This window comes from Streptomyces sp. NPDC054842 (assembly GCF_053611025.1).
In genome coordinates, this window is record NZ_JBSGZN010000016.1 from 1 (window position 1) to 24,058 (window position 24,058).

The 24,058-nt window shown below is 73.5% G+C and carries 21 protein-coding genes and 2 tRNA genes; 15 read left to right on the top strand and 8 right to left on the bottom strand.

Annotation, left to right across the window (positions count from 1 at the left end; genetic code table 11):
• Positions 1–157 precede the first annotated feature (157 nt).
• The gene (gene orn / locus ACWGIS_RS14965) at positions 158–760 is read left to right on the top strand and encodes an oligoribonuclease (RefSeq protein ID WP_453362827.1); all 603 of its coding nucleotides are present in this window, start codon (positions 158–160) and stop codon (positions 758–760) included.
• A gap of 106 nt (positions 761–866) precedes the next feature.
• A tRNA-His gene (locus ACWGIS_RS14970) sits at positions 867–939 on the top strand.
• A gap of 79 nt (positions 940–1,018) precedes the next feature.
• On the opposite strand, the gene ACWGIS_RS14975 is transcribed toward ACWGIS_RS14970, so the two are convergent.
• The gene (locus ACWGIS_RS14975) at positions 1,019–1,846 is read right to left on the bottom strand and encodes a serine/threonine protein kinase (RefSeq protein ID WP_453362828.1); all 828 of its coding nucleotides are present in this window, start codon (positions 1,844–1,846) and stop codon (positions 1,019–1,021) included.
• Between the two features lie 25 nt (positions 1,847–1,871).
• Positions 1,872–2,927 (bottom strand): LacI family DNA-binding transcriptional regulator, encoded by a 1,056-nt coding sequence (locus ACWGIS_RS14980; RefSeq protein WP_453362829.1) that lies wholly within the window; start codon positions 2,925–2,927, stop codon positions 1,872–1,874.
• 326 nt (positions 2,928–3,253) lie between these two features.
• On the opposite strand from ACWGIS_RS14980, the gene ACWGIS_RS14985 reads away from it, so the two are divergent.
• From ACWGIS_RS14985 to ACWGIS_RS15000, 4 genes are all read left to right on the top strand, one after another.
• Positions 3,254–4,570: an ABC transporter substrate-binding protein gene (locus ACWGIS_RS14985; RefSeq protein ID WP_453362830.1), complete on the top strand. Its 1,317-nt coding sequence runs from the start codon at positions 3,254–3,256 to the stop codon at positions 4,568–4,570.
• Positions 4,571–4,575: 5 nt separating this feature from the next.
• The gene (locus ACWGIS_RS14990) at positions 4,576–5,592 is read left to right on the top strand and encodes a carbohydrate ABC transporter permease (RefSeq protein WP_453362831.1); all 1,017 of its coding nucleotides are present in this window, start codon (positions 4,576–4,578) and stop codon (positions 5,590–5,592) included.
• 12 nt (positions 5,593–5,604) lie between these two features.
• Positions 5,605–6,513: a carbohydrate ABC transporter permease gene (locus ACWGIS_RS14995; RefSeq protein ID WP_453362832.1), complete on the top strand. Its 909-nt coding sequence runs from the start codon at positions 5,605–5,607 to the stop codon at positions 6,511–6,513.
• Between the two features lie 97 nt (positions 6,514–6,610).
• Positions 6,611–8,041 (top strand): GH1 family beta-glucosidase, encoded by a 1,431-nt coding sequence (locus ACWGIS_RS15000; protein ID WP_453362833.1) that lies wholly within the window; start codon positions 6,611–6,613, stop codon positions 8,039–8,041.
• Positions 8,042–8,163: 122 nt separating this feature from the next.
• Here the strand turns inward: ACWGIS_RS15000 and ACWGIS_RS15005 are convergent, their stop codons facing one another.
• The 3 genes from ACWGIS_RS15005 to ACWGIS_RS15015 form a co-directional block, all read right to left on the bottom strand.
• Positions 8,164–9,627 (bottom strand): cellulose binding domain-containing protein, encoded by a 1,464-nt coding sequence (locus ACWGIS_RS15005; protein ID WP_453362834.1) that lies wholly within the window; start codon positions 9,625–9,627, stop codon positions 8,164–8,166.
• A 220-nt stretch (positions 9,628–9,847) separates the two neighbouring features.
• Positions 9,848–11,224, bottom strand: coding sequence for a sensor histidine kinase (locus ACWGIS_RS15010; protein ID WP_453362835.1), 1,377 nt, complete (start codon positions 11,222–11,224; stop codon positions 9,848–9,850).
• A 34-nt stretch (positions 11,225–11,258) separates the two neighbouring features.
• On the bottom strand, positions 11,259–11,963 hold the full coding sequence (locus ACWGIS_RS15015; RefSeq protein WP_453362836.1) for a response regulator transcription factor: 705 nt from the start codon (positions 11,961–11,963) through the stop codon (positions 11,259–11,261).
• A gap of 110 nt (positions 11,964–12,073) precedes the next feature.
• Here ACWGIS_RS15015 and ACWGIS_RS15020 point away from each other — a divergent pair, with 110 nt between their 5' ends.
• Complete coding sequence (locus tag ACWGIS_RS15020; protein ID WP_453362837.1) at positions 12,074–12,595, top strand: hypothetical protein; 522 nt, start codon at positions 12,074–12,076, stop codon at positions 12,593–12,595.
• Positions 12,596–12,670: 75 nt separating this feature from the next.
• Here ACWGIS_RS15020 and ACWGIS_RS15025 read toward each other — a convergent pair whose 3' ends face one another.
• Both ACWGIS_RS15025 and ACWGIS_RS15030 read right to left on the bottom strand, forming a co-directional pair.
• Positions 12,671–13,546, bottom strand: coding sequence for a spermidine synthase (locus ACWGIS_RS15025; protein ID WP_453362838.1), 876 nt, complete (start codon positions 13,544–13,546; stop codon positions 12,671–12,673).
• Between the two features lie 550 nt (positions 13,547–14,096).
• Positions 14,097–14,534, bottom strand: coding sequence for a hypothetical protein (locus ACWGIS_RS15030; protein ID WP_453362839.1), 438 nt, complete (start codon positions 14,532–14,534; stop codon positions 14,097–14,099).
• A 298-nt stretch (positions 14,535–14,832) separates the two neighbouring features.
• On the opposite strand from ACWGIS_RS15030, the gene ACWGIS_RS15035 reads away from it, so the two are divergent.
• Positions 14,833–16,302: a hypothetical protein gene (locus ACWGIS_RS15035; protein ID WP_453362840.1), complete on the top strand. Its 1,470-nt coding sequence runs from the start codon at positions 14,833–14,835 to the stop codon at positions 16,300–16,302.
• A gap of 36 nt (positions 16,303–16,338) precedes the next feature.
• Here the strand turns inward: ACWGIS_RS15035 and ACWGIS_RS15040 are convergent, their stop codons facing one another.
• Positions 16,339–16,935, bottom strand: a complete 597-nt coding sequence (locus ACWGIS_RS15040) for a histidine phosphatase family protein (protein ID WP_453362841.1) — start codon at positions 16,933–16,935, stop codon at positions 16,339–16,341.
• 190 nt (positions 16,936–17,125) lie between these two features.
• On the opposite strand from ACWGIS_RS15040, the gene ACWGIS_RS15045 reads away from it, so the two are divergent.
• From ACWGIS_RS15045 to ACWGIS_RS15075, 7 genes are all read left to right on the top strand, one after another.
• Entirely contained in the window at positions 17,126–18,079 is a 954-nt protein-coding gene (locus ACWGIS_RS15045; RefSeq protein WP_453362842.1) for a phosphatase PAP2 family protein, read from the top strand.
• Entirely contained in the window at positions 17,976–19,193 is a 1,218-nt protein-coding gene (locus tag ACWGIS_RS15050; protein ID WP_453362843.1) for a hypothetical protein, read from the top strand. Before ACWGIS_RS15045 ends, ACWGIS_RS15050 begins: the two co-directional genes overlap by 104 nt.
• Complete coding sequence (locus tag ACWGIS_RS15055; RefSeq protein WP_453362844.1) at positions 19,184–20,812, top strand: hypothetical protein; 1,629 nt, start codon at positions 19,184–19,186, stop codon at positions 20,810–20,812. Before ACWGIS_RS15050 ends, ACWGIS_RS15055 begins: the two co-directional genes overlap by 10 nt.
• Positions 20,809–22,155: an AAA family ATPase gene (locus tag ACWGIS_RS15060; protein ID WP_453362845.1), complete on the top strand. Its 1,347-nt coding sequence runs from the start codon at positions 20,809–20,811 to the stop codon at positions 22,153–22,155. The genes ACWGIS_RS15055 and ACWGIS_RS15060 overlap by 4 nt, the downstream gene beginning before the upstream one ends.
• A gap of 453 nt (positions 22,156–22,608) precedes the next feature.
• Positions 22,609–22,995: a hypothetical protein gene (locus tag ACWGIS_RS15065; RefSeq protein ID WP_453362846.1), complete on the top strand. Its 387-nt coding sequence runs from the start codon at positions 22,609–22,611 to the stop codon at positions 22,993–22,995.
• Positions 22,996–23,178: 183 nt separating this feature from the next.
• The gene (locus tag ACWGIS_RS15070) at positions 23,179–23,853 is read left to right on the top strand and encodes a bifunctional DNA primase/polymerase (protein ID WP_453362847.1); all 675 of its coding nucleotides are present in this window, start codon (positions 23,179–23,181) and stop codon (positions 23,851–23,853) included.
• A tRNA-Lys gene (locus tag ACWGIS_RS15075) sits at positions 23,844–23,917 on the top strand. Before ACWGIS_RS15070 ends, ACWGIS_RS15075 begins: the two co-directional genes overlap by 10 nt.
• Positions 23,918–24,058: the final 141 nt, after the last annotated feature.

Below are 24,058 nucleotides of genomic sequence, written 5' to 3' on the forward strand. Positions count from 1 at the left end.
GGGGCCCCCCGGCGCGGGGGGGGCCCGCCCGGCCCGCGCCGGGGCGGGGGGGGGGCGGCCCCGCCCCCCCCCGCCCGCCCGCGGGGGCCCCGGGGGGGGGGGGCCCGGGCCCCCACGGGCGGTCCGGCGGGCCGGAGCGGGCCGTAGGGTAAGACACATGAACGATCGCATGGTGTGGATCGACTGCGAGATGACCGGTCTCTCGCTGTCCGACGACGCGCTCATCGAGGTGGCCGCACTGGTCACCGACTCGGAGCTGAACGTACTCGGCGAGGGGGTGGACATCGTGATCCGCCCGCCCGACGCGGCGCTGGAGACCATGCCGGACGTGGTGCGCACCATGCACACCGCCTCCGGCCTCCTCGACGAGCTGGCCGCCGGCACGACCCTGGCGGACGCGGAGGCGCAGGTCCTCGCCTACGTACGGGAGCACGTCAAGGAGCCGGGCAAGGCCCCGCTGTGCGGGAACTCGGTCGGCACCGACCGCGGTTTCCTGCTCCGGGACATGCCGGCCCTGGAGAGCTACCTGCACTACCGCATCGTGGACGTCTCCTCCGTGAAGGAGCTGGCCCGCCGCTGGTACCCGAGGGCGTACTTCAACAGCCCCGAGAAGAACGGCAACCACCGGGCCCTGGCCGACATCCGCGAGTCCATCGCGGAGCTGCGCTACTACCGCGAGGCGGTCTTCGTCCCGCAGCCGGGCCCCGACTCGGACACCGCCCGCAAGATCGCCGCCAAGCACGTCCTGCCCGCCGAATAGCCCCGCGCCCGCCCCGTGGAAAGGCGGGCGCGAGCACCCCTTCGGACCCTGTACACTTTTTCTCGGCCGGTCGGGGAAACCCACTCTCGGAGAACCGCCGGTCATGGTGGGTGTAGCTCAGCTGGTAGAGCACCTGGTTGTGGTCCAGGATGTCGCGGGTTCAAGTCCCGTCACTCACCCTGAGTAGTCAGCCGGTGACCTGTTCGTACAGGTCACCGGCTGACTGCGTTTCCGGGGCCGTCCGCTCGGGTCCGCGGCTCAGGCGGCCCGGCCGGGGCGCACCGCCCGCCACGCCGCGGTGAAGGCGGCCACGTCCTCGTAGCGCTCCGCCGGGTCCTGCCGGGTCGCGCGCTCGACGACCGCCAGCTGCGGTGCCGTACCCCGCCAGGCCCGCTCCTCGTCCCCGGCGTCCAGGAACAGCCGGGCGGTGCGGCCCAGGGTGAAGACCGTCGTCCGGGCGTCGATCACCGCGCCGCGCTCGAACTCCTCGGGCGCCATGTACCGCCGGGAGCCCGGCAGCCGCTCCTCTTCGACGACGAAGGGGCCCGGACGGTACTCGTCGAGGTCGACGAGGTGGGCCACGCCGCCCGCGAAGTCGTAGAGCAGCGCCCCGTCGTAGAAGTCGACGGCGACGTGGCCGGCGCCCTCCACGGCGAGGTGGGCGTCCAGGACGCGGTCGAAGGCACGCAGGACGTCGGCGGTCGGCAGGGCGCGGAAGCGGGCCATCGGGGTGTGCGGGCTCGTGCGGTCGCGCTGCCCGGTGCCGGCGGGGTGGCAGAGCACCTCGCCCTTGCGCCAGGGCATCACGACCGCCCACGTGTCCCGTACCGCGATCCGGTGGACCTGCGGCACGATGGCCGCGTGCCGTACGGCGCGGTGGAACGCCCAGCCGCGCTCCAGCGACCGGCGGGCGCCGTCGGTGACCGCCTCCTTGACGAACCAGCACTGGCCGTCGAGCAGCCGCACCCCGTACGACACGCATCCGGAGTCCTGCTCCCGGAACGCGGTGAACACCTCACCCACCCGGCCCAGATACGGCTCCACGGCGGAGACTTCGTCGACTGCCAGCAAGGGATGGAGGACCATGCACGCCAGCTTGCCCTACCGGAGGTCAGGACGAAGCGCGCGCCACCAGTTCCGTCGGCAGGACCACCTGACGGCTCTCCAGATCGCGCGAGGCGACGGGCCTGCGGTCGGCGATCTCGCCGAGGAGCAGGTCGATCATCGCGCGGCCCATCTCCTCGATCGGCTGGCGCACGCTGGTCAGCGGGGGGTCCATGTGGCGGGCGATGGCGGAGTCGTCGTACCCGACCAGCGCCACGTCGTCGGGTATACGGCGGCCGACCTCGCGCAGCACCTGGCGGGCGCCGGCCGCCATGACGTCGGAGCCGGCGAAGACCGCGTCCAGGGTCGGGCAGCGGGCGAGCAGCTCGGTCATCGCCCGGCGGCCGCCCTCCTCGGTGAAGTCGCCGGCCACGATCAGGTCCTCGTCGACCTCGCGGCCCGCGGCGCGCAGGCCCTCGCGGTAGCCCTCGACGCGGCGCTGGGCGCCGAAGACGTCCATGCGTCCGGCCAGATGGGCTATGGTCCGGCGCCCCTGCGCGATCAGGTGTTCGACGGCGACCCGGCCGCCGCCGAGGTTGTCCGAGTCCACGGACGGAAGCGTCTCCCGGGCGGATCTGCGGCCGCTGATCACGGCCGGGATCTCCAGCTGGGACAGCAGGTCCGGCAGGGGGTCGTCGGCGTGGACGGAGACCAGCAGCACGCCGTCCACCCGGTGCGCCGCCAGGTACTGGGCGAGGCGCTGCCGCTCGCGGTCGCTGCCCGCGAAGATCAGCAGCAGCTGCATCTCGGTCTCGGAGAGCTCGGCTCCCACGCCCCGGAGCATGTCGGAGAAGTACGGCTCCGAGAAGAAGCGGGTCTCCGGTTCGGGGACGACGAGCGCGATGGCGTCGGTGCGGTTGGCGGCGAGCGCGCGGGCCGCCGTGTTGGGGACGTAGCCGAGTTCCGCGACGGCCGCCTGGACGGCGGCGCGGGTGGCGTCGCTGACCCGCGGCGAGCCGTTGATGACCCGGGAGACCGTGCCGCGGCCCACTCCGGCCCGCGCGGCGACCTCCTCGAGAGTCGGCCGTCCGCCGCTCCGGCCCCGCGCTCCGTGGCCTGCCATGGTCCGCCTCCCTTCCCGCCGCGTCACACCGCGTTGGCCTGGAATCTAACAGTCTTGATCCGCGCGCGACGCCCCGAGACGGGCCGCGGCCGGTCCGTCCCGGGGATTAGTTAACAGCCCGATAACCGAAGCGATATCTCGGCGTCCTCACCCTTGACACCCCCGCGTGAACCGACGACTCTTCAACACATCACTTGTGGGAGCGCTCCCACGGTACCTGACAAAACACATCCCGCACGTTCCCCGCCCGAGCCGCAGCGAGAACTAACGGGCCCAACAATGCAGTTGGCCGGGGGGTCGGCACGTCAGGGCAACAGGAGGATGCAATGCGAGCACGTTCCCTTACCGCCCGCAAGGCGGTGGTCGTCACGGCCGTCGCAGCGCTGGGCGCCGGGCTGCTGGCCGGCTGTGCCGACGACGGCGATGGCGACTCTTCGTCGGGCGGCGGCAAGGGCAAGACCACGATCACCCTGGGTCTGTTCGGCACGTTCGGCTTCAAGGAGGCCGGGCTGTACGACGAGTACGAGAAGCTGAACCCGGACATCAAGATCCAGGAGAACGTCACCGAGCGGAACGAGAACTACTACCCGGCTCTCGTCAACCACCTCACCACGGGCAGTGGTCTTGCCGACATCCAGGGCGTCGAGGTCGGCAACATCGCCGAGGTCGTCGACACCCAGGCGTCCAAGCTCGTCGACCTCTCGAAGGTCTCGGGCGTGAAGGAGGGCGACTTCCTCGACTGGAAGTGGAAGCAGGCCACCGCCAAGGACGGCGCGACGGTCGGCCTCGGCACCGACATCGGTCCGATGGCCATCTGCTACCGCAAGGACATGTTCGAGAAGGCCGGCCTGCCCACCGACCGCGACGAGCTCGCGAAGAAGTGGGAGGGCGACTGGAACAAGTTCGTCGACGTCGGCGAGGAGTACAAGAAGAAGGCGCCGAAGGGCACCACCTTCCTCGACTCCCCCGGCGGCCTGCTGAACGCGGTCCTCGGCAGTGAGACGGAGAAGTTCTACGACGCCTCCGGCAAGGTCATCTACAAGGACAACCCCGCCGTTAAGTCGGCCTTCGACCTGACCGCGGGAGCGGCGAAGGACGGTCTGACCGGCAACCTCACGCAGTTCCAGCCGACGTGGGACCAGGCGTTCGCCAACGGCAAGTTCGCCGCGGTCTCCTGCCCGCCGTGGATGCTCGGTTACATCGCGTCCAAGGCGAACAAGGAGACCAAGGGCCAGTGGGACGTCGCCAAGGCGCCCAAGGGCGGCAACTGGGGCGGCTCGTTCCTCGCCGTGCCCAAGGCCGGCAAGAACGTCGAGGAGGCCTCGAAGCTCGCCGCGTGGCTGACCGCGCCCAAGCAGCAGGCCACCCTGTTCGCCAAGCGGGGCAGCTTCCCGAGCGCCCAGAGCTCGTACGAGCTTCCCGAGGTGACCGGCGCCAAGAACGACTTCTTCGGTGACGCGCCGATCGGCACCATCTTCGCGGCGGCCGCCAAGGACAGCCCGGTCCAGGTGATCGGCCCGAAGGACCAGATCATCCAGCAGGGTCTGACCGACAACGGCGTGTTCCTCGTGACGAAGGGCAAGTCCCCCGCGGACGCCTGGAAGACGGCCACGAAGACCATCGACAACAACCTGGAGAAGTGACCGGTATGGCCACCCGGCACGACACCGCCGCGCCCCCCGTGAAGGAGGGGGGCGCGGCCCCGGCCGACCGCGTACCGGCCGTGGCGCCCACGGAGGCGGACATCCGCCGCCGGGCCCGGCTCTCGCGCCGCTGGCAGCGGGACCTCCGCTGGAGCCCGTACGTCTTCGCCTCCCCGTTCTTCCTGCTCTTCCTCGCCTTCGGCCTCTTCCCGCTGATCTACACGGGCTGGGCGTCGCTGCACACGGTCGAGCTGACGGCGCCCACCGACATGGAGTGGGCGGGCCTGCGCAACTACACGCGCATCTTCGACGACGAGTTCTTCTGGAACGCGGCGAAGAACACCCTGACCATCGGCATCATCTCCACCGTCCCGCAGCTGCTGATGGCGATGGGCCTGGCCCACATCCTCAACTACAAGCTGCGCGCCTCCACGTTCTACCGGGTGGCGATGCTCGCGCCGTACGCGACCTCGATCGCCGCGGCCTCCCTGGTGTTCGTCCTGCTGTTCGGCCGCGACTACGGCATGATCAACTGGGCGCTGCACTTCGTCGGCGTCGACAGCATCGACTGGCAGAACGACAAGTGGCCGTCGCAGATCGCGGTCTCCACGATCATCGTCTGGCGCTGGACCGGCTACAACGCGCTGATCTACCTTGCGGCGATGCAGGCCATCCCGCAGGACCTGTACGAGTCGGCCGCCCTGGACGGCGCCTCGCGCTGGAAGCAGTTCCTGCACGTCACGCTGCCGCAGCTGCGCCCGACGATCCTGTTCACCGTGGTCGTCTCGACGATCGGGGCGAGCCAGGTCTTCGGTGAGCCGCTGCTGTTCGACCAGAACAAGGGTGCCTCCGGCGGCGCCGAGCACCAGTTCCAGACGCTCGGCCTCTACCTGTACGAGCAGGGCTGGGTCAACCAGCACCTCGGGCGGGCCTCGGCCATCGCCTGGACCATGTTCTTGATCCTCATCGTGATCGGGATCGTCAACTACGTCATCTCGCGCCGGCTGCGCGCCAGTACCTAAGGAGAACCGGCCGTGACGACGACCCTGACGACCCCGCCCGCCGACGCCGTGCCCAAGGAGCCGAAGCGCAGTCGGCGCCCCAAGTCGGCGCGCGCGGGCGGACAGCTGCACGGCGGTCCCCTCGCCTATCTGATCCTCGCCCTGTTCACCATCGGCTCGCTGTTCCCACTGGTGTGGACGGCGATCGCCGCCTCGCGCGACACCAACCGGCTGGCGCAGACCCCGCCGCCGCTCTGGTTCGGCTCCAACCTGTTCAAGAACCTGGACCTCGCCTGGGGGGACGCCAACCTCGGCGAGGCGATGTTCAACACCACGCTCGTGGCGGGGATCTCGGCGGCGACCGTCGTCTTCCTGTCCACGATCGCCGGGTTCGCCTTCGCCAAGCTGCACTTCCGGGGCCGCAGCGCGATGATGCTGATCGTCATCGGCACCATGATGGTGCCGCCGCAGCTCAGCGTGATCCCGCTCTACATGATGGTCGCCAAGCTCGACTGGACCGACCAGCTCCAGGCGGTGATCTTCCCGTCCCTGGTGAGCGCCTTCGGTGTCTTCTTCATGCGGCAGTACCTGATCCAGGCGCTGCCCAACGAGCTGATCGAGGCCGCCCGGGTGGACGGCGCGAGCAGCTGGCGCGTGGTGTGGCACATCGTGTTCCCGGCGGCGCGGCCCGCGATGGCCGTCCTCGGCATGCTGATCTTCGTGCAGACGTGGAACGACTTCCTGTGGCCGTTCCTGGTCCTGACCCAGACCGGCAACCCGACGGTGCAGGTCGCGGTGGCGGGTCTCGGCCGCGGGTACACGCCCGACCAGTCCCTGATCATGGCCGGCGCGCTGCTCGGCACCCTGCCCCTGCTGCTCGTGTTCGCCCTGTTCGGCAAGCAGATCGTCGGCGGCATCATGCAGGGCGCCGTCAAGGGCTGACCCCTCTGCTCCGGGGGCCGGGTCATCGCCGCCCCGGCCCCCGCCTCTCCGTTTCTCTTCACCGTCGGTCTCCCCGACCTCCTATGGGAGCGCTTCCATGCCCGATTCAGTGACGCCCGTGACCTTTCCTCCCGCCTTCCTCTGGGGTGCGGCGACCTCCGCGTACCAGATCGAGGGGGCGGTGCGTGAGGACGGCCGGACCCCCTCGATCTGGGACACCTTCAGCCATACGCCGGGCAAGACGGCGGGGGGTGAGACGGGGGACGTGGCGGTGGACCACTACCACCGCTACCGCGACGACGTGAAGCTGATGGCGGAGCTGGGCCTGGACGCGTACCGCTTCTCGATCTCCTGGCCCCGGGTGCAGCCGACCGGGCGGGGCCCCGCGGTCCAGCGCGGCCTGGACTTCTACCGCCGGCTGGTCGACGAGCTGCTGGCGCACGACATCAAGCCCGCGGTCACCCTCTACCACTGGGACCTGCCGCAGGAGCTGGAGGACGCGGGCGGCTGGCCCGAGCGGGACACCGCCCTGCGGTTCGCCGAGTACGCGCAGATCGTCGGCGAGGCGCTGGGCGACCGCGTCGAACAGTGGATCACCCTCAACGAGCCCTGGTGCAGCGCCTTCCTGGGCTACGCCTCCGGTGTGCACGCCCCCGGCCGCACCGACCCGGCGGCCTCCCTGCGGGCGGCCCACCACCTCAACCTGGCGCACGGACTCGGCACGTCGGCGCTGCGCTCCGCGATGCCCGCCCGCAACACGGTGGCGGTGAGCCTCAACTCCTCGGTGGTCAGGCCGCTTTCGCAGAGCCCGGCCGACCTGGCGGCGGCGCGGCGCATCGACGACCTCGCCAACGGTGTCTTCCACGGCCCGATGCTGCACGGCGCGTACCCGCAGAGCCTGTTCGAGGCGACGGCCTCCGTCACCGACTGGTCGTACGTGCTCGACGGCGACCTCCAGCTGATCCACCAGCCGCTGGACGCGCTCGGCCTCAACTACTACACGCCCGCGCTGGTCTCGGCCCCCGAGGCCGAGCCGACCGGCCCGCGGGCGGACGGGCACGGCGCGAGCGCCTTCTCGCCGTGGCCGGGCTCGGAGGACGTCGCCTTCCACCAGACGCCGGGCGAGCGCACGGAGATGGGCTGGACCATCGACCCGACGGGCCTGCACGACCTGATCATGCGCTACACCCGTGAGGCGCCGGGTCTGCCGCTCTACATCACCGAGAACGGTGCCGCCTACGACGACAAGCCGGACCCCGACGGCCGCGTGCACGACCCCGAGCGCATCGCCTATCTGCACGGTCACCTCGCCGCGGTGCGCCGCGCGATCACCGACGGCGCCGACGTCCGCGGCTACTTCCTCTGGTCCCTGATGGACAACTTCGAGTGGGCGTACGGCTACGGCAAGCGCTTCGGCGCGGTCTACGTGGACTACGCGACCCTCGCGCGCACGCCGAAGTCGAGCGCCCTCTGGTACGGGCGGGCGGCCCGGACGGGCGCCCTGCCGTCGCCGGTCGCGGCCGAGTAGACCACCCCGCACGGGGGCGGGGAACGGGGGAAACGGGGGAAGCAGAGCGCGCCCCGGCCGGGTGGGGGGAGGTCCGGCCGGGGCGCGCTCGCCCCCGTGGAGGAAGGGCCTACTGGTGGGGGTTACTTGTAGGCGCCGAAGGCCTTGGAGAAGGCGTTCTGGTCCTGGACGACCGAGCTGCAGGTGGCGTCGGCGTAGTTCTTCGCCCCGCCGGCGCACTGCTTGTCGCGGGTCGCGGACCACATGGAGAGCCAGCCGAGCCCCTTCGCCTTGGCGAAGTTCACGAGCTGGGTCGCGTCGTCGACCTTGAAGATCTCGCTGGTGACGTCGTTGACGCCGATCATCGGGGTGACGGCGACGGCCTTCCAGGCCGCGCTGTCGGAGAGCCCGAGGACGCCCTTGACCTGGGCCTGGGTCGCGGTGGCGGCCTGCTCGGCGTAGGTGCCCATGTCGCCGCTGTACGCGGGCCCGTAGTCCATCGCCATGATGTTGACGGTGCTGACGGCCACGCCGTTCGCCTTGGCGTTGGAGAGCAGGCTCACGCCGTCCTGGGTCAGGCCCTCGGGCATCACCGGGAGCGTGAAGGAGACGTCGATGCCGGGGTGGGCCTTCTGGAGCTTGGCGATGGCCTGCGCCCGCCGGGTGTTGGCGGCCGTGTCCGGCAGCGCGCCGCCCTCGACGTCGAAGTCGACCTTGGTGAGCTTGTAGGCGTCCACGACCTTGCCGTACGCCGTGGCGAGCGCGTCCGCGGACGAGCAGGTGGTCGCCAGCTCCGAGCCGGCCGCGCCACCGAACGAGACCCGGACGTCGCCGCCCTTGGCCCGCAGCGCGCCGATCTGCCCGGCGACCGCGTCGCTGCCGAGGTCGGTGACGCCGCCCCACTTGGGGGTACAGCCGCCGCCGTCGGTGACGAAGGCGAGGTTGTAGTCCTTCACGCCGGTGGCCGTGGCGGTCGCGACGAGGTCGAAGGCCGGGTAGAGGGACGTGTCGACGTAGGGCGCGAAACCGGCGTTCGTGGTGGTGCCGCTGCCCGAACTCTGCGTGGGCGCCGGGCTGGTGGGGGCCGAGGTGCTCGGGCTCGGGCTCTTCGTGGGGGTGGCGCTCGGCTCGGGCGTCGCCGTCTCGGACGGGCGGCCGCTGGGCTCGGGCGTCGCCCCGCCGTCCACGGAGCACTTGGCGTCGTCGATGAGGCAGCCGCTCGGGTCGGCGGTGCCGCTGACGACGAAGCCGACGGTCACGGACTTGCCGGCGGCCAGGCCGTCCGTGTCCCAGGACGGCGGCGTCACGGTGACGTGCCGTCCGCTCACCTCGGACCGGCCGTTCCACAGCGAGCTGAGCTCGGCGCCGACGGGCAGGTCGAACTCCAGTGTCCAGTTCTTCTTGGCCTCGGTGCCGTCGTTGGTGATGACGTACTGACCCGTGTAGCCGGTGGACCAGTCGCTGGTCCTGGTGTACGCGGCGCCGACGCCGGCCGCCTGCGCGGTCCCGGTGAACAGGAGGGCGCCGCCGCCGATCACGGCCGCGGCGACGACGCCGCCTATCGCCTTGTTCCTGCCACTGACCTTGCGTCGGTGCGTACTGCTCATCGCGTGCCTGCTTTCGCGGTCTCACGGGGGGTGGGGTGCGAGCAGCACGCTAGCGACCGGCAAAGGGGCAAAACGCCTGATCCGGGCGGCGGCCGGGGATCTTAGGGTGCGCTTAAGGAAGGCATCGGGGACGGTTAAAGGTCGAGACCAATCCGGCCCGTCGCGGCGCCGCAGCGGGCCGGCGCCGCGAGGCCGTCAGCCCACGCCCGCGCCCGCGCCGTCAGCCCACGCCGGCGCCGCGCCGGCGGCGCCGGACCGATCCGCGGTGGCCGCGGCGGACCGGGGCGCGCCCGTCCAGCTGGATCCAGATCCGCACCTCGGTCCCGCCGAGCACCGAGGAGCCGATGCGCACGTCGCCGCCGGTCGACTCCGCGAGGCGCCGCACGATGTCCAGGCCGAGCCCGGTCGACCCGTCGCTGCCGGAACCCCGGCCGCGCGCCATCGCCGCGTCCGGGTCCACGATGCCGGGGCCCGCGTCGGAGACCAGCACGATCACCGCGTCCTCGCCGTTGTGCACGTCGACCGCGAAGGCCGTGCCCTCGGGGGTGTGCCGGAAGACGTTGCCCAGGAGGGCGTCCAGGGCCGCCACCAGGTCGGCGCGGGCCACCGGTATGCGCACCGGCCGGTCCACGCCCGCGAGACGGACCTTGCGGCCCTCGTCCTCCGCGAGCGCCGACCAGAAGTCCATCCGCTCCCGGACGACCTCGGACGCGTCGCAGCCGGCGCCCACGCCGATCGCCGCGGTCTGCGGCTTGGCCTCCCGGGCGGTGCGGATGATCGTGTCGACCTCGCGCTCCAACTGGGCGACGGCGGCCCTGGTCTGGTCGGCGGCCGGCCCGTCGCCGAGCGAGGCCGTGTTCAGCCTGAGCACGGTCAGGGGCGTGCGCAGCCGGTGGGAGAGGTCGGCGGCCAGCTCCCTCTCGTTCGCGAGGAGTTGGACGACCTGGTCGGCCATCGAGTTGAAGGCGACGGCGGCGAGCCGCAGTTCGGTGGGTCCCTCCTCCGGCACCCGGGCGCCGAGCTTGCCCTCGCCCAGCTCGTGGGCGCCCTCCACCAGGCGCTGGGCGGGCTGCACCATCCGCACGCCGAGCCGGTCGGCCACCGCGACCGAGCCGATGATCAGGGCGATGCCGACGGCGGCCAGGACCGCCCAGGCCGTCCCGACGCCGTTGCTCGTCTCGGACTCGGGGACGTACACCTCGACGACGGCTATCTCACCGGAGCTGAGCGCGGTCGGCTGGAGCAGCGTGGAGCCGCCGGGCACCCCGGTGGTGGAGGCCCGGCCGAGCTCGCGGGTGGTGGTGATGTCCTCGTCGGCGGCGCGCTGCCTGCCGAGGTCGACGGCCGGCGCGTCACCGGAGGCGGGGATGTGCACGGCCATCCCCGCGTCGGAACCGGCGGAGGCGACGACCCGCTCCAACTCGTCCCGGTCGGTGGTGATGGAGAGCGCGGGGGCGATGGCCGCCGCCTCCCGCTCCGCGTTCGAGAACGCCCGGTCCCGGGCCATCTCCTTGACGACCAGCCCGAGCGGAACCGCGAAGGCCACCACGACCATCGTGGTCACCGCCACGCACACCTTGACCAGCGCCCACCTCATCGCGGCCGCCCCACGGCGCCGGCCCGGCCCGCCGTCACGGCGCCGACTCCGCCCGCGGCGGCTCCAGCTTCACGCCGACCCCGCGCAGCGTGTGCAGATAGCGCGGCTTGGCCGCCGTCTCGCCCAGCTTCCGCCGCAGCCACGACAGATGGACGTCTATGGTCTGGTCGTCCCCGTACGCCTGCTGCCACACCTCGGCGAGCAGCTCCCGGCGCGCCACGACCACGCCCGGCCGGCCCGCCAGGAAGGCGAGCAGGTCGAACTCACGGCGCGTCAGGTCCAGCCGTACGCCGTCCAGTTCGGCCTGGCGGCGCAGCGGGTCGACCGAGAGGCCGCCGACCCGGATCACCCGGGACGGGGGCGCCTCGCCCACGGCCGCCCGCGAGCGCCGCAGGACGGCCGCCATGCGCGCCGACAGGTGCTCGACGGAGAAGGGCTTCGTCAGGTAGTCGTCCGCGCCGTCGTTCAGCAGCCGGACGATCTCCGTCTCGTCGTCCCGCGCGGTGGCGATGATCACGGGGACGTCCGTGATGCCACGGAGCATCTTCAGGGCCTCGGAGCCGTCCAGGTCCGGCAGACCGAGGTCCAGGATGACCACGTCGAAGGAGTGATGGGCGACCTCGCGCAGCGCCTCCAGGGCGGTGCCGACACTGCGCACGGTGTGCGCGGCGTCGGTCAGATGCCGGATGAGGGCGGAGCGCACGAACTGGTCGTCCTCGACCACGAGCACACTTGCCATGGGCGGCACCGTACGCCATCCGGGGGACGCCGGTCCGGCGCCTGTGGACAACCCGGTGCGGGACGCACCCGTGAGACACCGGTGGGGCGCGTTTTGCAGTATGGCCCGCGATGCACAGAGGTCTCGTACACGTACTCGCGTGGTCGCTCGCCACGGGCGCGGCGGTCACGCTGTCGTGGTGGGGTGTCCACACGGTGATGGCGGGGACCGCCTACGACCCGCCGCGCGCGCTGCCCATCACCGCGGCCGACGCCACCACGCAGGAGTCGAAGCCGCTGGCCTCCTCGACCAGCCGCCCCTCGCCGCCGAAGAGCGCCACGAGGAAGCCGCGGAGGACTCCCGGGCCGACCACGACGCCCTCCCCCGCGCCTTCCCGGTCGGCGTCCCCCGGCCCCGGGCCGAGCGCCTCCGGGCAGGTCAAGAGCTACGGCACGGACGGCGGGCGGGCCGTCTTCGACCTCGGGAAGACCTCCGCGACGCTGGTGTCCGCGACGCCGGCCCCGGGCTGGTCGATGCAGGTGTGGAAGACGGAGACGTGGATCCGCGTGGAGTTCGGCTCCGGCGCGGACCGGGTGTCGGTGTTCTGCACGTGGCACGACGGGCCGCCCCGGGTGGAGATCGGCACGTACTGAGGCAGTCCGCCGGTCGCGTGCGGCGCTCCCGCCCGCGACGCCCGTCGGTTCAACGCGGTGTCCGCGAGGCGGGCCTCAGCGGAACACGGACGGGGGCGGTGCGGGCGAGGCCACGGCCGACGCGTCCGTGACCGGGACCGCTCCGCCGGTGAAGTCGGCGAGCGCCCTGCCGTGTTCGACCCGGCCGGGGTGCGGGTCCGAGGCCGCGCGCCGGGTCAGTTCGGCCACCGGCAGCGGCAGCGCGGAGGCGACGAGGACGGCGTTCCCGAAACGCCTGCCGCGCAGCACCGTCGGATCGGCCACCAGGGCCAGCTCGGGGAAGACGCTCGCGGCGGTGGCGATCTGACCGCGCAGGTGCGCGAGCGGCGGCCCGTCGGCCAGGTTGGCGGCGTACAGTCCCGCGTCCCGGAGCACCCTGCGGACGTCGCCGAGGAACTCGACCGAGGTGAGGTGGGCCGGGGTGCGGGCGCCGCTGAACACGTCGGCGATCACCAGGTCCGCCCAGCCGTCCGGCACCTTGCCGAGTCCTTCGCGGGCGTCCGTGGCGCGCACCCGGATGCGGGCGTTCGGGTCCAACGGGAGTTCGCGGCGCACCAGTTGCACGAGGGCCCCGTCGCGCTCGACGACCTGCTGGGTGGAGCGGGGGCGGGTGGCGGCCACGTAGCGGGCGAGGGTGAGGGCCCCGCCGCCGAGGTGCACGGCGTGCACGGGTCTGTTGGGCGGGGCGGCCAGGTCGATGACGTGGCCGAGGCGCCGCTGGTACTCGAAGCCGAGGTAGGAAGGGTCGTCGAGGTCGACGTGCGACTGCGGCGCCCCGTCGACGAGCAGGGTCCAGGCGCGGGCCCGGTCCGGGTCGGGTATCAGCTCCGCGAGCCCGCCGTCGACCGGCTCGACGACGGCGTCGGCCCCCTGCCCGCGCCGCGCGCTCCTGCCGCTCTTCGACTTGCCCATCCCGTCATTATCGACGCGCGCGAGGAGGTCGGCCCACCGGCGGGCCCGCACGGCGGCCGGGGGGACATCGGGGGCGGCGGTGACGGAGTCCGGGTGCGAAGGCGCCGGGGGCGCAAAGGGCCTTCGCGGGCTCAGGAGTGCGGGGCGGCTTGTGCCGATCCGGGGAACCCGGGCGCGAAGGCGCCGGAGCCCGGGGCGCACTCGGTGAACCGGGAGTCCGAGGGGCTGCGCCGGTCGACGGCACGGAAGGCGCGGGTACCTCGGCGGACGCACGGTTCCGGGGTCGGCCGTGCCGAGCGGGAGAGGCGGGGAGGGCGGCGGCGGGCCGGCATCTGCGGGGCAGACGGCCGGGCCTGCGCTGTGGCCGGGGTACGGCGGGGCCGGGCGAGACCGGCGGGACCCGGGGTGACGCGCTCGGGTGCCGGGGCGGCCGGCTCGGGGGCGGAGCGTACGGCTGGGGGCGTCCGGTGGCCGGTACCACCTGCTCGGGGCGGGGGCGGTCCGGTGGGCGGGCGGTCGGCGCGGGGAGCGTACGGCTCGGGAGCCGGGGTCAGCGGCAGTTGTCGGCGGCCTCGATGAGGCGGGCGGCCTCCCCGAGCGCCGCGCGCAGCACCGCCGGGTCCGTGGCGAGGTCCGCGTCGCCCGGCGGGAGCAGCCAGTCGGAGCCCTCGACGGGCGGCTCCGGCGCGAGGCTCACCCCGCGTCCGTTGGTCTGCGTACAGGTGCTGCCCGGCAGGTCCCAGGCGTCCGCCGTGCCGGGCGGCACCAGGAAGCCGAGGGTGTCGCCGTTGTCGTCGTGCAGTACCGGTCCGACGGACTCGGAGGAACCGCGGCGGAGGATGTCGACCGCCTCCAGTCCCTGCCGCGCGGGAACGGTCACCAGATCCAGGTCGCTGTCCCGCCCCGGCGGGGCGGCGCACTCGGCGTGCGGTCTGGATCGCGCCGCGGCCGACGTCGTACGGAACTCGGTGCTCTGCCTGGTCTTCATCCCGGCCTCCAACACGGAACCCTCCTCCTGACGAGTAGGTCGGGAGTTCGGGCGGCTCCCGGTCCACCGGGTTCAACGCGTCAGGGCGTCAACGGCTACGGCGGAACTCCGCCGCAAAGGATGGCAGTTCATGGCAGATCGGGTATGGGATATCCGGTTTGTAGCCAAACCCCGGATATCGGGCCCGGCACAGCAGGTACGTTCTTGCCCGCCGGAACCAGAGCGACGATCGGGCGGTTAACGGACAACTCGCCTCGGGTCCGGCAGGGTTCGACGGTTCGCAAGAGAGGGCCCGGCCATGACGTCGTCAACGGTGACCTCGTCCGAGTACCCCCGGCCGCCACGGCCGAACCTCGCCTTTCGGCGGCTGCGCGGGCACCGCTCACCGGGCGAGTTCGCCGCCGCGGTGCGCAGGGCGGCGCGGGAGATCGGCGAGGGGGTCAGCTGCGACGCGCGGTACATCGGGCGCGTCGAGGCGGGCGAGATCCGCTGCCCCAACTACGCCTACGAACGGGTGTTCCTGCACATGTTTCCCGGCCGCACCCTGGCCGACCTTGGCTTCGCGCCCCGCTCGTCGGTGCGCGGCCGGGGGGCGCGTCCGTCGGACAAGGCGCCCCCCGCCCACCTCACGAGCCTGTCCCCCGCCCCGCTTGAGTCGGACGGGCTCCGGGACCCGTATGACCCGCAAGACACGTGCGCCGCGCACGAGTACCACGATCAGAACCACAAGGAGAGCGACGTGCAGCGTCGCGCATTCATGACCGGCGGCACCGCCACCGTGGCCGCCGCCTCCCTGAGCCCGCTGGGCCCCCTGGGGCTCGCCCTCGGCGCGCCCGCGTCGGCCGCGGACGGGCCGGTGCGCCGGGCCGGGACCCCCGAGGCGGGGGCGCTGGAGGAGGCCGTCCGCAACATCAGGCTGCTCGACGACCGGCACGGCGCCGACGGCCTGTACCGGAGGGCGGCCACCCCGCTGCGCACCGCCTACGCGCTGCTCGACGCCGGAACGATGCGGCAGTCGACCGCGGACCGGCTGTACTCGGGCGCCGGCGAACTGGCCATCTCCGTCGGGTGGCTGGCCCACGACTCGGGCCGCTTCGACGACGCGCGCTCGCACTACGCGGAGGCGCTGGCGACCGCCCGGATGTCCGGGGACGCCGGCCTGGAGGCGCACGCCTTCTGCAACACGGCGTTCCTCGCCCGGGACGCGGGCCGCCCCCGCGAGGCGGTGCGGGCGGCGCAGGCGGCGCAGCGCGCCGCCCTGGGCCTGGGCTCGCCCCGGCTGCTGTCCCTGCTCGCGCTGCGGGAGGCGGGCGGCTGGGCGGGGCTCGCCGACCGCACCGGCTGCGAGCGCGCCCTGGCCCGCGCGCAGGCCCTCTTCGCGCGGGGGTCCTCGGCGGCCGACCCCGAGTGGATGAGCTTCTACGGGGAGGCCGAGCTGGAGGTGCTGGAGGCGCAGTGCTGGTCGACGCTGGGCGACTGGCCGCGCGCGGCCCGGCACGCCCGGCGCGCCGCCCACCTCCAGGACCCGCACTTCACCCGCAACATCGCCCTCTACACGGCCGAGCTGGCCGACGACCTCGCGCGCGGCGGCCGTCCCGACGAGGCCGCGGCGGCGGGCTCGCGCGTCCTGGACCTCCTCGACGAGGTCCAGTCCTCCCGCATCCAGACGATGCTGGCGGGCACGGCCCGGGTGCTCCTCCCGCACCGGCGGGCGTCGGGGGTGTCGGCGTTCCTCGACCGGCACGCGAGCCTGCCGCGCACGGCGTGAACCGTGAGCGGGCGCCGCGGCGGAAGGGGCGGGAGGCTAGCCCGCCAGGTGGCCGCAGTCGTTCCAGGCCTCGATCGCGGGCTCGCCGTAGGCCCAGCCCAGGACGGACAGGGACGTCGGGTTGAGGCGGACGCGGGCGGCGAAGTCGATCGGCAGGCCGAGCCAGCGGGCGCCGATGGCGCGGAGGATGTGCCCGTGGGCGAAGACCAGGACGTCGCGGTCCTCGGCGCGGGCCCAGGCGACCGTCTCGTCCGCGCGCGCGGAGACCTGCTCCAGGGTCTCGCCCCCGGGGACGCCGTCGCGCCAGATGAACCAGCCCGGCCGGACCGCCTGGATCTCCGCCGGGGTCATGCCCTCGTACTGCCCGTAGTCCCACTCCATGAGCGTGTCCCAGGTGCTCGCGCGCTCACCGAAGCCGGCCAGTTCGCACGTCTCACGCGCGCGTGAGAGCGGACTCGTGCGCACTTCGAGACCCGGCAGAGCGCCGAACGGCGCCCGGTGAAGCCGTTCGCCCAGTAGTTTGGCACCGCGCCGGCCTTCCTCCAGGAGCGGGATGTCGGTCCTGCCGGTGTGTCTGCCGGACAGCGACCATTCCGTCTGTCCGTGCCGGGCCAGCAGGATGCGCGGTGCCATGAGGAGCCCTTCCGGGGGAAGTGAGAGGCGGATGACTCCATCATCGCGCACACTCGCACGGGGCAACCCGCAGGGCGATCCCGGCGTCTTCGAGGGCCGGGGGCGCCGCTCGACGGCGCGCACATACACCGTAAAGTGGACGAGCGGGCCATCGGCCCCAGGACTGCAGTAGAAGGGGGAGGGCGATCGGATGCCGCAGACCGAGGCACCCGGCACCGGGGCGATCGCACGTACCCGATTGCGCTGGTGGACCGAGCTCCCGCTGATCGTGCTGGTGTACGCGTGCTACTCGGCGGGCCGCCTGCTCGCCCGGGGCGACGTGGCCGGCGCCGTCGACCACGGTCTGGCGATCCTGCGCGTGGAGAAGGTCCTCCACCTCAACGCCGAGCATCCGCTGAACCGTCTCTTCACGCACCACGCCTGGATCGGCGTACCCGCCGACTTCTGGTACGCCTCCCTGCACTACCTGGTCACCCCGCTGATCCTGGTGTGGCTGTTCCGCTCCCGCGCGGTGCGCTACCGGGCGGCCCGCACCTGGCTGATGACGTCCACGTTCATCGGCCTGATCGGCTTCACGCTGCTGCCCACCTGCCCGCCCCGGCTGCTCGCGGCGAGCCACGGCTTCGTGGACACGATGGCCCAGTACAGCGACTACGGCTGGTGGGGCGGCGAGGCGAGCGCGCCGCGCGGGCTGGGCGGCATGACCAACCAGTACGCGGCGATGCCCAGCCTGCACGTCGGCTGGTCGCTGTGGTGCGGAGTGATGCTCTGGCGCCACGGCCGGACCCCGGCCGCCAAGGCCGCGGGCGTCGCCTATCCGCTGCTCACCACGATCGTCGTCATGGGTACCGCGAACCACTACTTCCTCGACGCCGTCGCGGGAGCCGCCGTGATGGGTGCCGGACTGGCGCTGACCCCGCTCGTGCTGCGGTGCGCGGAGTCCGCCAGGGCCCGGCTGGGATCCCGTTTCGCTCCCGTCGCACTGGTCTCGCGGGGCGCGGGTTCCTCGATTGTCAGTGGAGAGTGCAAGACTTCCGCGGGTGAGCGAATTCCCCGACAGCGCGAGTCCCGAACCGGACCGGGAGCCGAGCCGGACGCCTCTCCCGCCGACGCGGGGGAAGGCGCTGCGGCAGCGGCTCGCTGAGCTGCGCGGCCCGGACGTCCCGCCGAAGGCACTGGACGCACGGGCCCTCGCGGCGCTCGCCGCCAACCCCGGCTGTGAGCGCCGCGCCCTGCTGGACGGCGCGGGAGTCGACAAGGCGAGGCTGGCCGACGCGCTGGGTTCGCCGTCCGCCTTCGGCCAGTCGCAGTTCGCCTTCACGCGGGGCAACGCGTTCGAGGCCCGGGTGAAGGCCGACGGCGGCGCCGAACTGCTGCGGCTCGTGCACGAGACGCTGGACCCGCGGGCCGAGCCGCCCGCCGCCGGTGTCGTCCCCGACCTCACCGCCGCGGGCCCCGAGGGACGCGCGGCGCGTACGGCGCTGGCGCTGCGCGAGGCCACCGGGTCCGGGGCCTGGACCCTGCTCGACCATCCGATGCTCGCGCTGGACGTGGCGGGCTCCCCCGCCTTCCTTGAGCCGGACGCGGTGGTCGTGCACCCCGACGGCGGCTGGACGGTCGTCGAGATCAAGTCGTTCCCGATGCTGGACGGTTCGGCGGACCCGGCGAAGGTGGGCGCAGCCGCCCGTCAGTCCGCGGTGTACGTGCTGGCGCTGGAGCGCGTCGCCGCGCTGATCGACCCCGCCCCCGAGGTGCGGCACCGGGTGCTGCTCGTGTGCCCCAAGGACTTCTCGAACCTGCCGACGGCGTCCGCCGTGGACGTGCGCAAGCAGCGTGCGGTCACCCGCCGCCAGCTCGCCCGCCTCACCCGCGTCGAGGACATCGCGGGCGCCCTCCCGGAGGGCACCTGCTTCGCCCCGGACCGCCCGGCGCCCGACCTGACCGCGGCCGTCGAGGCGGTTCCCGCGGCCTACGCGCCCGAGTGCCTGGCCGCCTGCGAGCTGGCCTTCCACTGCCGGGACCGCTCGCGCGGCGAGAGCGCGGTGACGTCGCTGGGCCGTTCCCTGCGCGCCGAGCTGGGCGGCCTGACGACGGTCGGCGACGTGCTGGCCGCGGCCCACGGCGAGGCCGGCGACCCGCGGGATCCCGCGGTGGCCGCCCTGCGCAGGGCGGCAGCGCTCCGGGCCGAGGCGCTGCGCTCCCGCACCGTGCCCCACCAGGGCCAGGAAGCGCTTCCGGAGGTGGCCCCTTGTCGCTGATCACCACGCTGGCCCGCCTGGAGGCCGTCAGCAGCGGGCGCGCCCAGCCGGCCGCCACGGTGCGGCACCGGCACCTGTCGGAGCGGCCCCTCGTCTTCGTCCCGCTGACCACCGCGGGCGAGGCCGGTGCCCCGCTCGGAGCGCTCGTCGGCACCGACCGGGACGCGCCGCGCCTGCTCGTCGTACCGCAGCCCCGGGACCGTGACCTGCGGTTCGCGTTCCTGGCCGAACTGGCCGCGGTCGTCCTGCCGTACATCGACGCGTACGCCGGTGTGGTGGAGGCCGCCGAGCGCACGGAGACCGACCCGGAGACCGGCAAGCGCGTCAAGGTCGAGGTCGAACTGTGCGCGGACGCGCCCCAGTTGATCGTGCCGAGCCGGGCGGGCGTGGAGTTCGTACGGCTGCTGGGGCGCTCCATGCGGTTCCGGCGCACCGCCGAGGAGGAGCCCGAGGCGCCTCATCCGGCGCCGCCCCGGGTGCCGTTGCTCGGGCGGTGGCTGACGCACTACGGGGAGCGGGCGCGGGTGCCCGGTTCCTCCCTGCTGCTAGCCCTGTCCGACGTGCTGTCCCGGCACTGGGCGACCGGGCAGAGCAGCCTGGAGGACCAGCACCTGGGTGCCCTGCTCGCGTGGATCGACCCGGCGCCGGGCGAGTCCGGCGCCGAGGCGGCCCTGCGGGCGGAGCTGACGCGCGATTCCGGGGGGCAGCTGCTGTGCCCGCCCGCCGGACCGGCCACCGACCCCGCCTTCGACAACAAGCTGCTGGCGCCCGCCATCGAGCGCTACGACCGCGCGCGTACGGCACTGGCCGCCGCCGAGGACGGTCTGGAGGCCGACGACCGGCTCGGTGAACTGACCGCGGCCGAGGGGCGGATCCGCGCCCTGGTGGAGAGCCGGACCCGGCCCACCTGGGACGCGGTGTGGCGCGGACTGGACCTGCTGCGGGCGCTGCCCGAGGGGGCACACGTCGCCGACCGGTGGACCCGGGACCGCTGGTCGTTCACGGGCCACCGCGACCGGGTCGTCGCCGGCGAGCCCCCGCAGCCGCGCCGCGACGACGCCGTCACCGCCGCGAACAAGCTGGCCACCCGCGAGCGCGAACAGGCCCGCCTGGAGGCGCAGGAGGCCCTGGACGACCCGCTGGTGATGGCCGGACGGCGGCTCGCGGGCGAGGCGTTCGCGGGCGAGGTGACCGATGTCGTCATGGCGTACAGCGAGGGCAAGCGGCCCAGCCCGCGCCCCCTGGTGACCGTGCGCACCGACGACCGGCCTCATCTCGGGGAGCGTGCGAAGGTCTACCGCTCGCTCGGCGGCAAGCCGCAGGCCGCCGAGTTCGTGGGATACGAGGACCACGGGGAACGCGCGGAGCCCGGGGAGGCGGATTCCGGTGGGCTCGTGGTGCTGCGGATCGTCGACAAGATGGGGCGCGGCAAGGAGCCCGAGGCCGGGTCGGTGCCGGAGAAGGGGGACCTCGTCTGCTTCACCCTCTTCGAGCACGAGCAGCGCGGCGGGGCGAAACTGCCCGACCCGGAGGAGACGCCGTGGACCCACGGCGGCCCGCCGGGCGAGTCCGTCGCCGCTCCCGCCCCCGACCCGGTGACCGAGGAGGACGTCCTGTGACCGGCCTTTCCGCCGTCCCCACCGACCCGGGTGCCGCCGCCGGCCGCGCCACCGACGCGATCCTGCGCGACACCCTGCACGGCACGCACCGGGGGGTCGTCGTGGACTCGCCGCCCGGTGCCGGCAAGTCGACGCTGGTGGTGCGGGCCGCGCTCGAACTGGCCGCCGCGGGACGGCCGCTGATGGTCATCGCCCAGACGAACGCGCAGGTCGACGACCTGGTCCTGCGGCTCGCCGAGAAGAATCCCGAGCTGTCCGTCGGCCGCCTGCACAGCAGCGACCCCGACCCGTACGACAAGGCGCTCGACGACCTGGCGAACGTCCGCAAGTCCGCGAAGGCCGCCGACCTCGCCGGGCTGTCGGTCGTCATCTCGACGGCCGCCAAGTGGGCCCACGTCAAGGGCGTGGAGCCCTGGCGGCACGCGATCGTCGACGAGGCGTACCAGATGCGCTCGGACGCGCTGCTCGCCGTGGCGGGACTGTTCGAGCGGGCGCTGTTCGTGGGCGACCCGGGGCAGCTCGACCCGTTCTCGATCGTGGGGTCGGAGCAGTGGGCCGGCCTGTCGTACGACCCGTCCGCGTCGGCCGTGACGACCCTGCTGGCCCACAACCCCGAGCTGCCGCAGCACCGGTTGCCGGTGTCGTGGCGGCTGCCCGCCTCGGCCGCGCCGCTCGTCTCGGACGCGTTCTACCCGTACACGCCGTTCCGCAGCGGCACGGACCACGGCGACCGCCGGTTGGGCTTCGCCGTCCCCTCGGACGGTTCGGGCCCCGACCGGGTGATCGACGAGGCGGCGGAGGCGGGCTGGGGCCTGCTGGAGCTGCCCGCCCGGCACACTCCGCGCACCGACCCGGAGGCGGTCCGGGCGGTGGCCCTGGTCGTGCGCCGGCTGCTGGACCGGGGCGGTGCGGCCACCTCGGAGCGGTCGCCCGACCCGGTGCCGCTGACCGCCGACCGGATCGCCGTCGGCACGGCACACCGCGACCAGGCCGCCGCCGTACGGGCCGCCCTGACCGGGCTGGGCGTCACGGACGTCACGGTGGACACGGCGAACCGGCTCCAGGGCCGCGAGTTCGACGTGACGGTGGTCCTGCACCCGCTGTCCGGGCGGCCCGACGCGACGGCGTTCCACCTGGAGACGGGCCGGCTGTGCGTCCTGGCCTCCCGGCACCGGCACGCCTGCATCGTGGTGTGTCGGGCGGGTGTCTCGGACCTGCTGGACGACCACCCGTCGACGGAGCCCGTCCAGCTCGGCGTCACGGTCAAGTTCCCGGACGGCTGGGAGGCGAACCACGCGGTGCTGGCGCGGCTGTCGGAGCACCGGGTGGCCTGGCGGCCGTGATCGCCCCGGGGACGACCACCGCGACGCCGCGCGACCCGCCGGACGGAGTCCGGCACGCCGCCGCAGGCGGCCCATCGTCACAGCCCGGACGGCTGGGAGGCGAATCACGCGGTGCTGGCGCGGCTGTCGGAGCACCGGGTGGCCTGGCGGCCGTGATCGCCCCGGGGACGACCACCGCGACGCCGCGCGACCCGCCGGACGGAGTCCGGCACGCCGCCGCAGGCGGCCGATCGTCACAGCCCGGACGGCTGGGAGGCGAACCACGCGGTCCTGGCGCGGCTGTCGGAGCACCGGGTGGCCTGGCGGCCCTGATCCGGGCCTCCGCGGGCCCCGTTCACGGTGCCGTGGGCGGTCGCACACGAGTGCCAAGGGCCCACTTGCACCGTCGGGAGACAATGGACGGTGGCCCATGCTCGCCGCGGGGCCACCGGAACCGTACGAGGAGGAGAAGACATGGCGGAGCCCACGCCGCGTCATAACGAACCGCGGCTACGCCCCGCGCCCCTGCTCTTCGAGCCGGCCCAGGCGGCGGCCGACCCGGAGCACTTCTTCGACCTGGAGTCGATGGACGACCCGCGTGCCCTGCTGACGCGGGCGACGGAGCTGACCCAGGCGTTCCGTGCCGCGGCCGACCGGGCCGTGGAGTTCCAGGCCATCGCCGCCGCCCAGCTCGCCGACCCGCGCCGCTTCGACCGGCTCACGCACGCCGCGATCGCCGAGCGGGCGCAGTGGACCGAGGACTACGCGAGGAAGATGGTCGAGTTCGGCCGCGACCTGCTGCGCGGCGGTGACGACGGAGGCGGCCGGAGCCACGGCCACGGGATCAGCGACCACGCCTGACCCCGCCGCCGGACGGAGAGCCGCTCCCCCGGGCCGGAGCTCGCGCCGGAACACCCGGTCGACCGGTCCGCAAGGCGTCCTGGCATATGCCAGGCGGGCAAGATACTCCCCTCCCCGCCTCTCTGTCCCGGATTCCGGCAACTCTCCGAAACAGGCCGCTCACCCCCGGTAGATGTAGACGGCATGAGCGACACACGGAACCAGGCAGGCACCTTCCCTCGCGGCTCCTCCGTGGACGCGCCGACCCCCGGCCGCTTCGAGGTCACGGACGTCACCTCGGAGGGCGCCGCGTGGCTCGCCTCCGCCGGGACGTATCCGCGCAGCACGCTCGCCCTCTGGGAGGAGCGCCCCGGCGCCCCGGTGGCCCTGCCCTGCGGCGCCGCCTTCGACGTCGTCAACGCCCCCGCCGTCTTCGGGCGCCGGATGCTCGACCGGCTCTGGGACGAGGGACCCGGCTCCGGCCCGGTGGCCTTCTACCGGGGGCGCATGCTCCTCTTCGCCGCGCCCGGCACGGCGCAGCGCCTGCCCTCGCTCCTGGCGTGGGAGGACTGGGGCTCCCGAGCCGACGCGGGACCCGGCCGGTGCGGTGCGGTCCCGCCGCTGCTGTGTCACGGGACCGGAGACGCCGTCACCGTGCCCGCCCTGCGCCCGACGGTGGCCGGCGAGGGCCCTGACCGGCCGGAATCCCGCTGGCTCGTCGCTCCCGACTGCCGTCGGCCGTGGCTCCCGGGGCCCGAGATCCTGCTCTGGGCGGCCGTCCGCGCGGCCCGCGCCGCGGCCTCGGCGGCGGTGCGGATATCGATTTTTCCTCCCGCCGATCAGGATGCTAAGGTCTACGACGTCAGCAGGCGCCGCTAGCTCAGTTGGTTAGAGCAGCTGACTCTTAATCAGCGGGTCCGGGGTTCGAGTCCCTGGCGGCGCACGTTGTCGATGGCGAGACAAGTTCACGAACTTGTCTCGCCATCGTCGTTTCCGCCCCCGTCGCCGCCCGCCGCCCGCCGCCCGCCGTGCGGGACCACGAAGACGCCCTCCATCGCCGTCCGGCCCGCCGGATCCGCGGAGA

What these genes read in the sequence shown, in the direction of transcription:
- orn (WP_453362827.1), top strand. Translation starts at nt 158, where the DNA reads ATGAACGATCGCATGGTGTGGATCGACTGCGAGATGACCGGTCTCTCG.
- ACWGIS_RS14975 (WP_453362828.1), bottom strand. Translation starts at nt 1,846, where the DNA reads ATGGTCCTCCATCCCTTGCTGGCAGTCGACGAAGTCTCCGCCGTGGAG.
- ACWGIS_RS14980 (WP_453362829.1), bottom strand. Translation starts at nt 2,927, where the DNA reads ATGGCAGGCCACGGAGCGCGGGGCCGGAGCGGCGGACGGCCGACTCTC.
- ACWGIS_RS14985 (WP_453362830.1), top strand. Translation starts at nt 3,254, where the DNA reads ATGCGAGCACGTTCCCTTACCGCCCGCAAGGCGGTGGTCGTCACGGCC.
- ACWGIS_RS14990 (WP_453362831.1), top strand. Translation starts at nt 4,576, where the DNA reads ATGGCCACCCGGCACGACACCGCCGCGCCCCCCGTGAAGGAGGGGGGC.
- ACWGIS_RS15000 (WP_453362833.1), top strand. Translation starts at nt 6,611, where the DNA reads ATGCCCGATTCAGTGACGCCCGTGACCTTTCCTCCCGCCTTCCTCTGG.
- ACWGIS_RS15005 (WP_453362834.1), bottom strand. Translation starts at nt 9,627, where the DNA reads ATGAGCAGTACGCACCGACGCAAGGTCAGTGGCAGGAACAAGGCGATA.
- ACWGIS_RS15010 (WP_453362835.1), bottom strand. Translation starts at nt 11,224, where the DNA reads ATGAGGTGGGCGCTGGTCAAGGTGTGCGTGGCGGTGACCACGATGGTC.
- ACWGIS_RS15015 (WP_453362836.1), bottom strand. Translation starts at nt 11,963, where the DNA reads ATGGCAAGTGTGCTCGTGGTCGAGGACGACCAGTTCGTGCGCTCCGCC.
- ACWGIS_RS15020 (WP_453362837.1), top strand. Translation starts at nt 12,074, where the DNA reads ATGCACAGAGGTCTCGTACACGTACTCGCGTGGTCGCTCGCCACGGGC.
- ACWGIS_RS15025 (WP_453362838.1), bottom strand. Translation starts at nt 13,546, where the DNA reads ATGGGCAAGTCGAAGAGCGGCAGGAGCGCGCGGCGCGGGCAGGGGGCC.
- ACWGIS_RS15030 (WP_453362839.1), bottom strand. Translation starts at nt 14,534, where the DNA reads ATGAAGACCAGGCAGAGCACCGAGTTCCGTACGACGTCGGCCGCGGCG.
- ACWGIS_RS15035 (WP_453362840.1), top strand. Translation starts at nt 14,833, where the DNA reads ATGACGTCGTCAACGGTGACCTCGTCCGAGTACCCCCGGCCGCCACGG.
- ACWGIS_RS15040 (WP_453362841.1), bottom strand. Translation starts at nt 16,935, where the DNA reads ATGGCACCGCGCATCCTGCTGGCCCGGCACGGACAGACGGAATGGTCG.
- ACWGIS_RS15045 (WP_453362842.1), top strand. Translation starts at nt 17,126, where the DNA reads ATGCCGCAGACCGAGGCACCCGGCACCGGGGCGATCGCACGTACCCGA.
- ACWGIS_RS15065 (WP_453362846.1), top strand. Translation starts at nt 22,609, where the DNA reads ATGGCGGAGCCCACGCCGCGTCATAACGAACCGCGGCTACGCCCCGCG.
- ACWGIS_RS15070 (WP_453362847.1), top strand. Translation starts at nt 23,179, where the DNA reads ATGAGCGACACACGGAACCAGGCAGGCACCTTCCCTCGCGGCTCCTCC.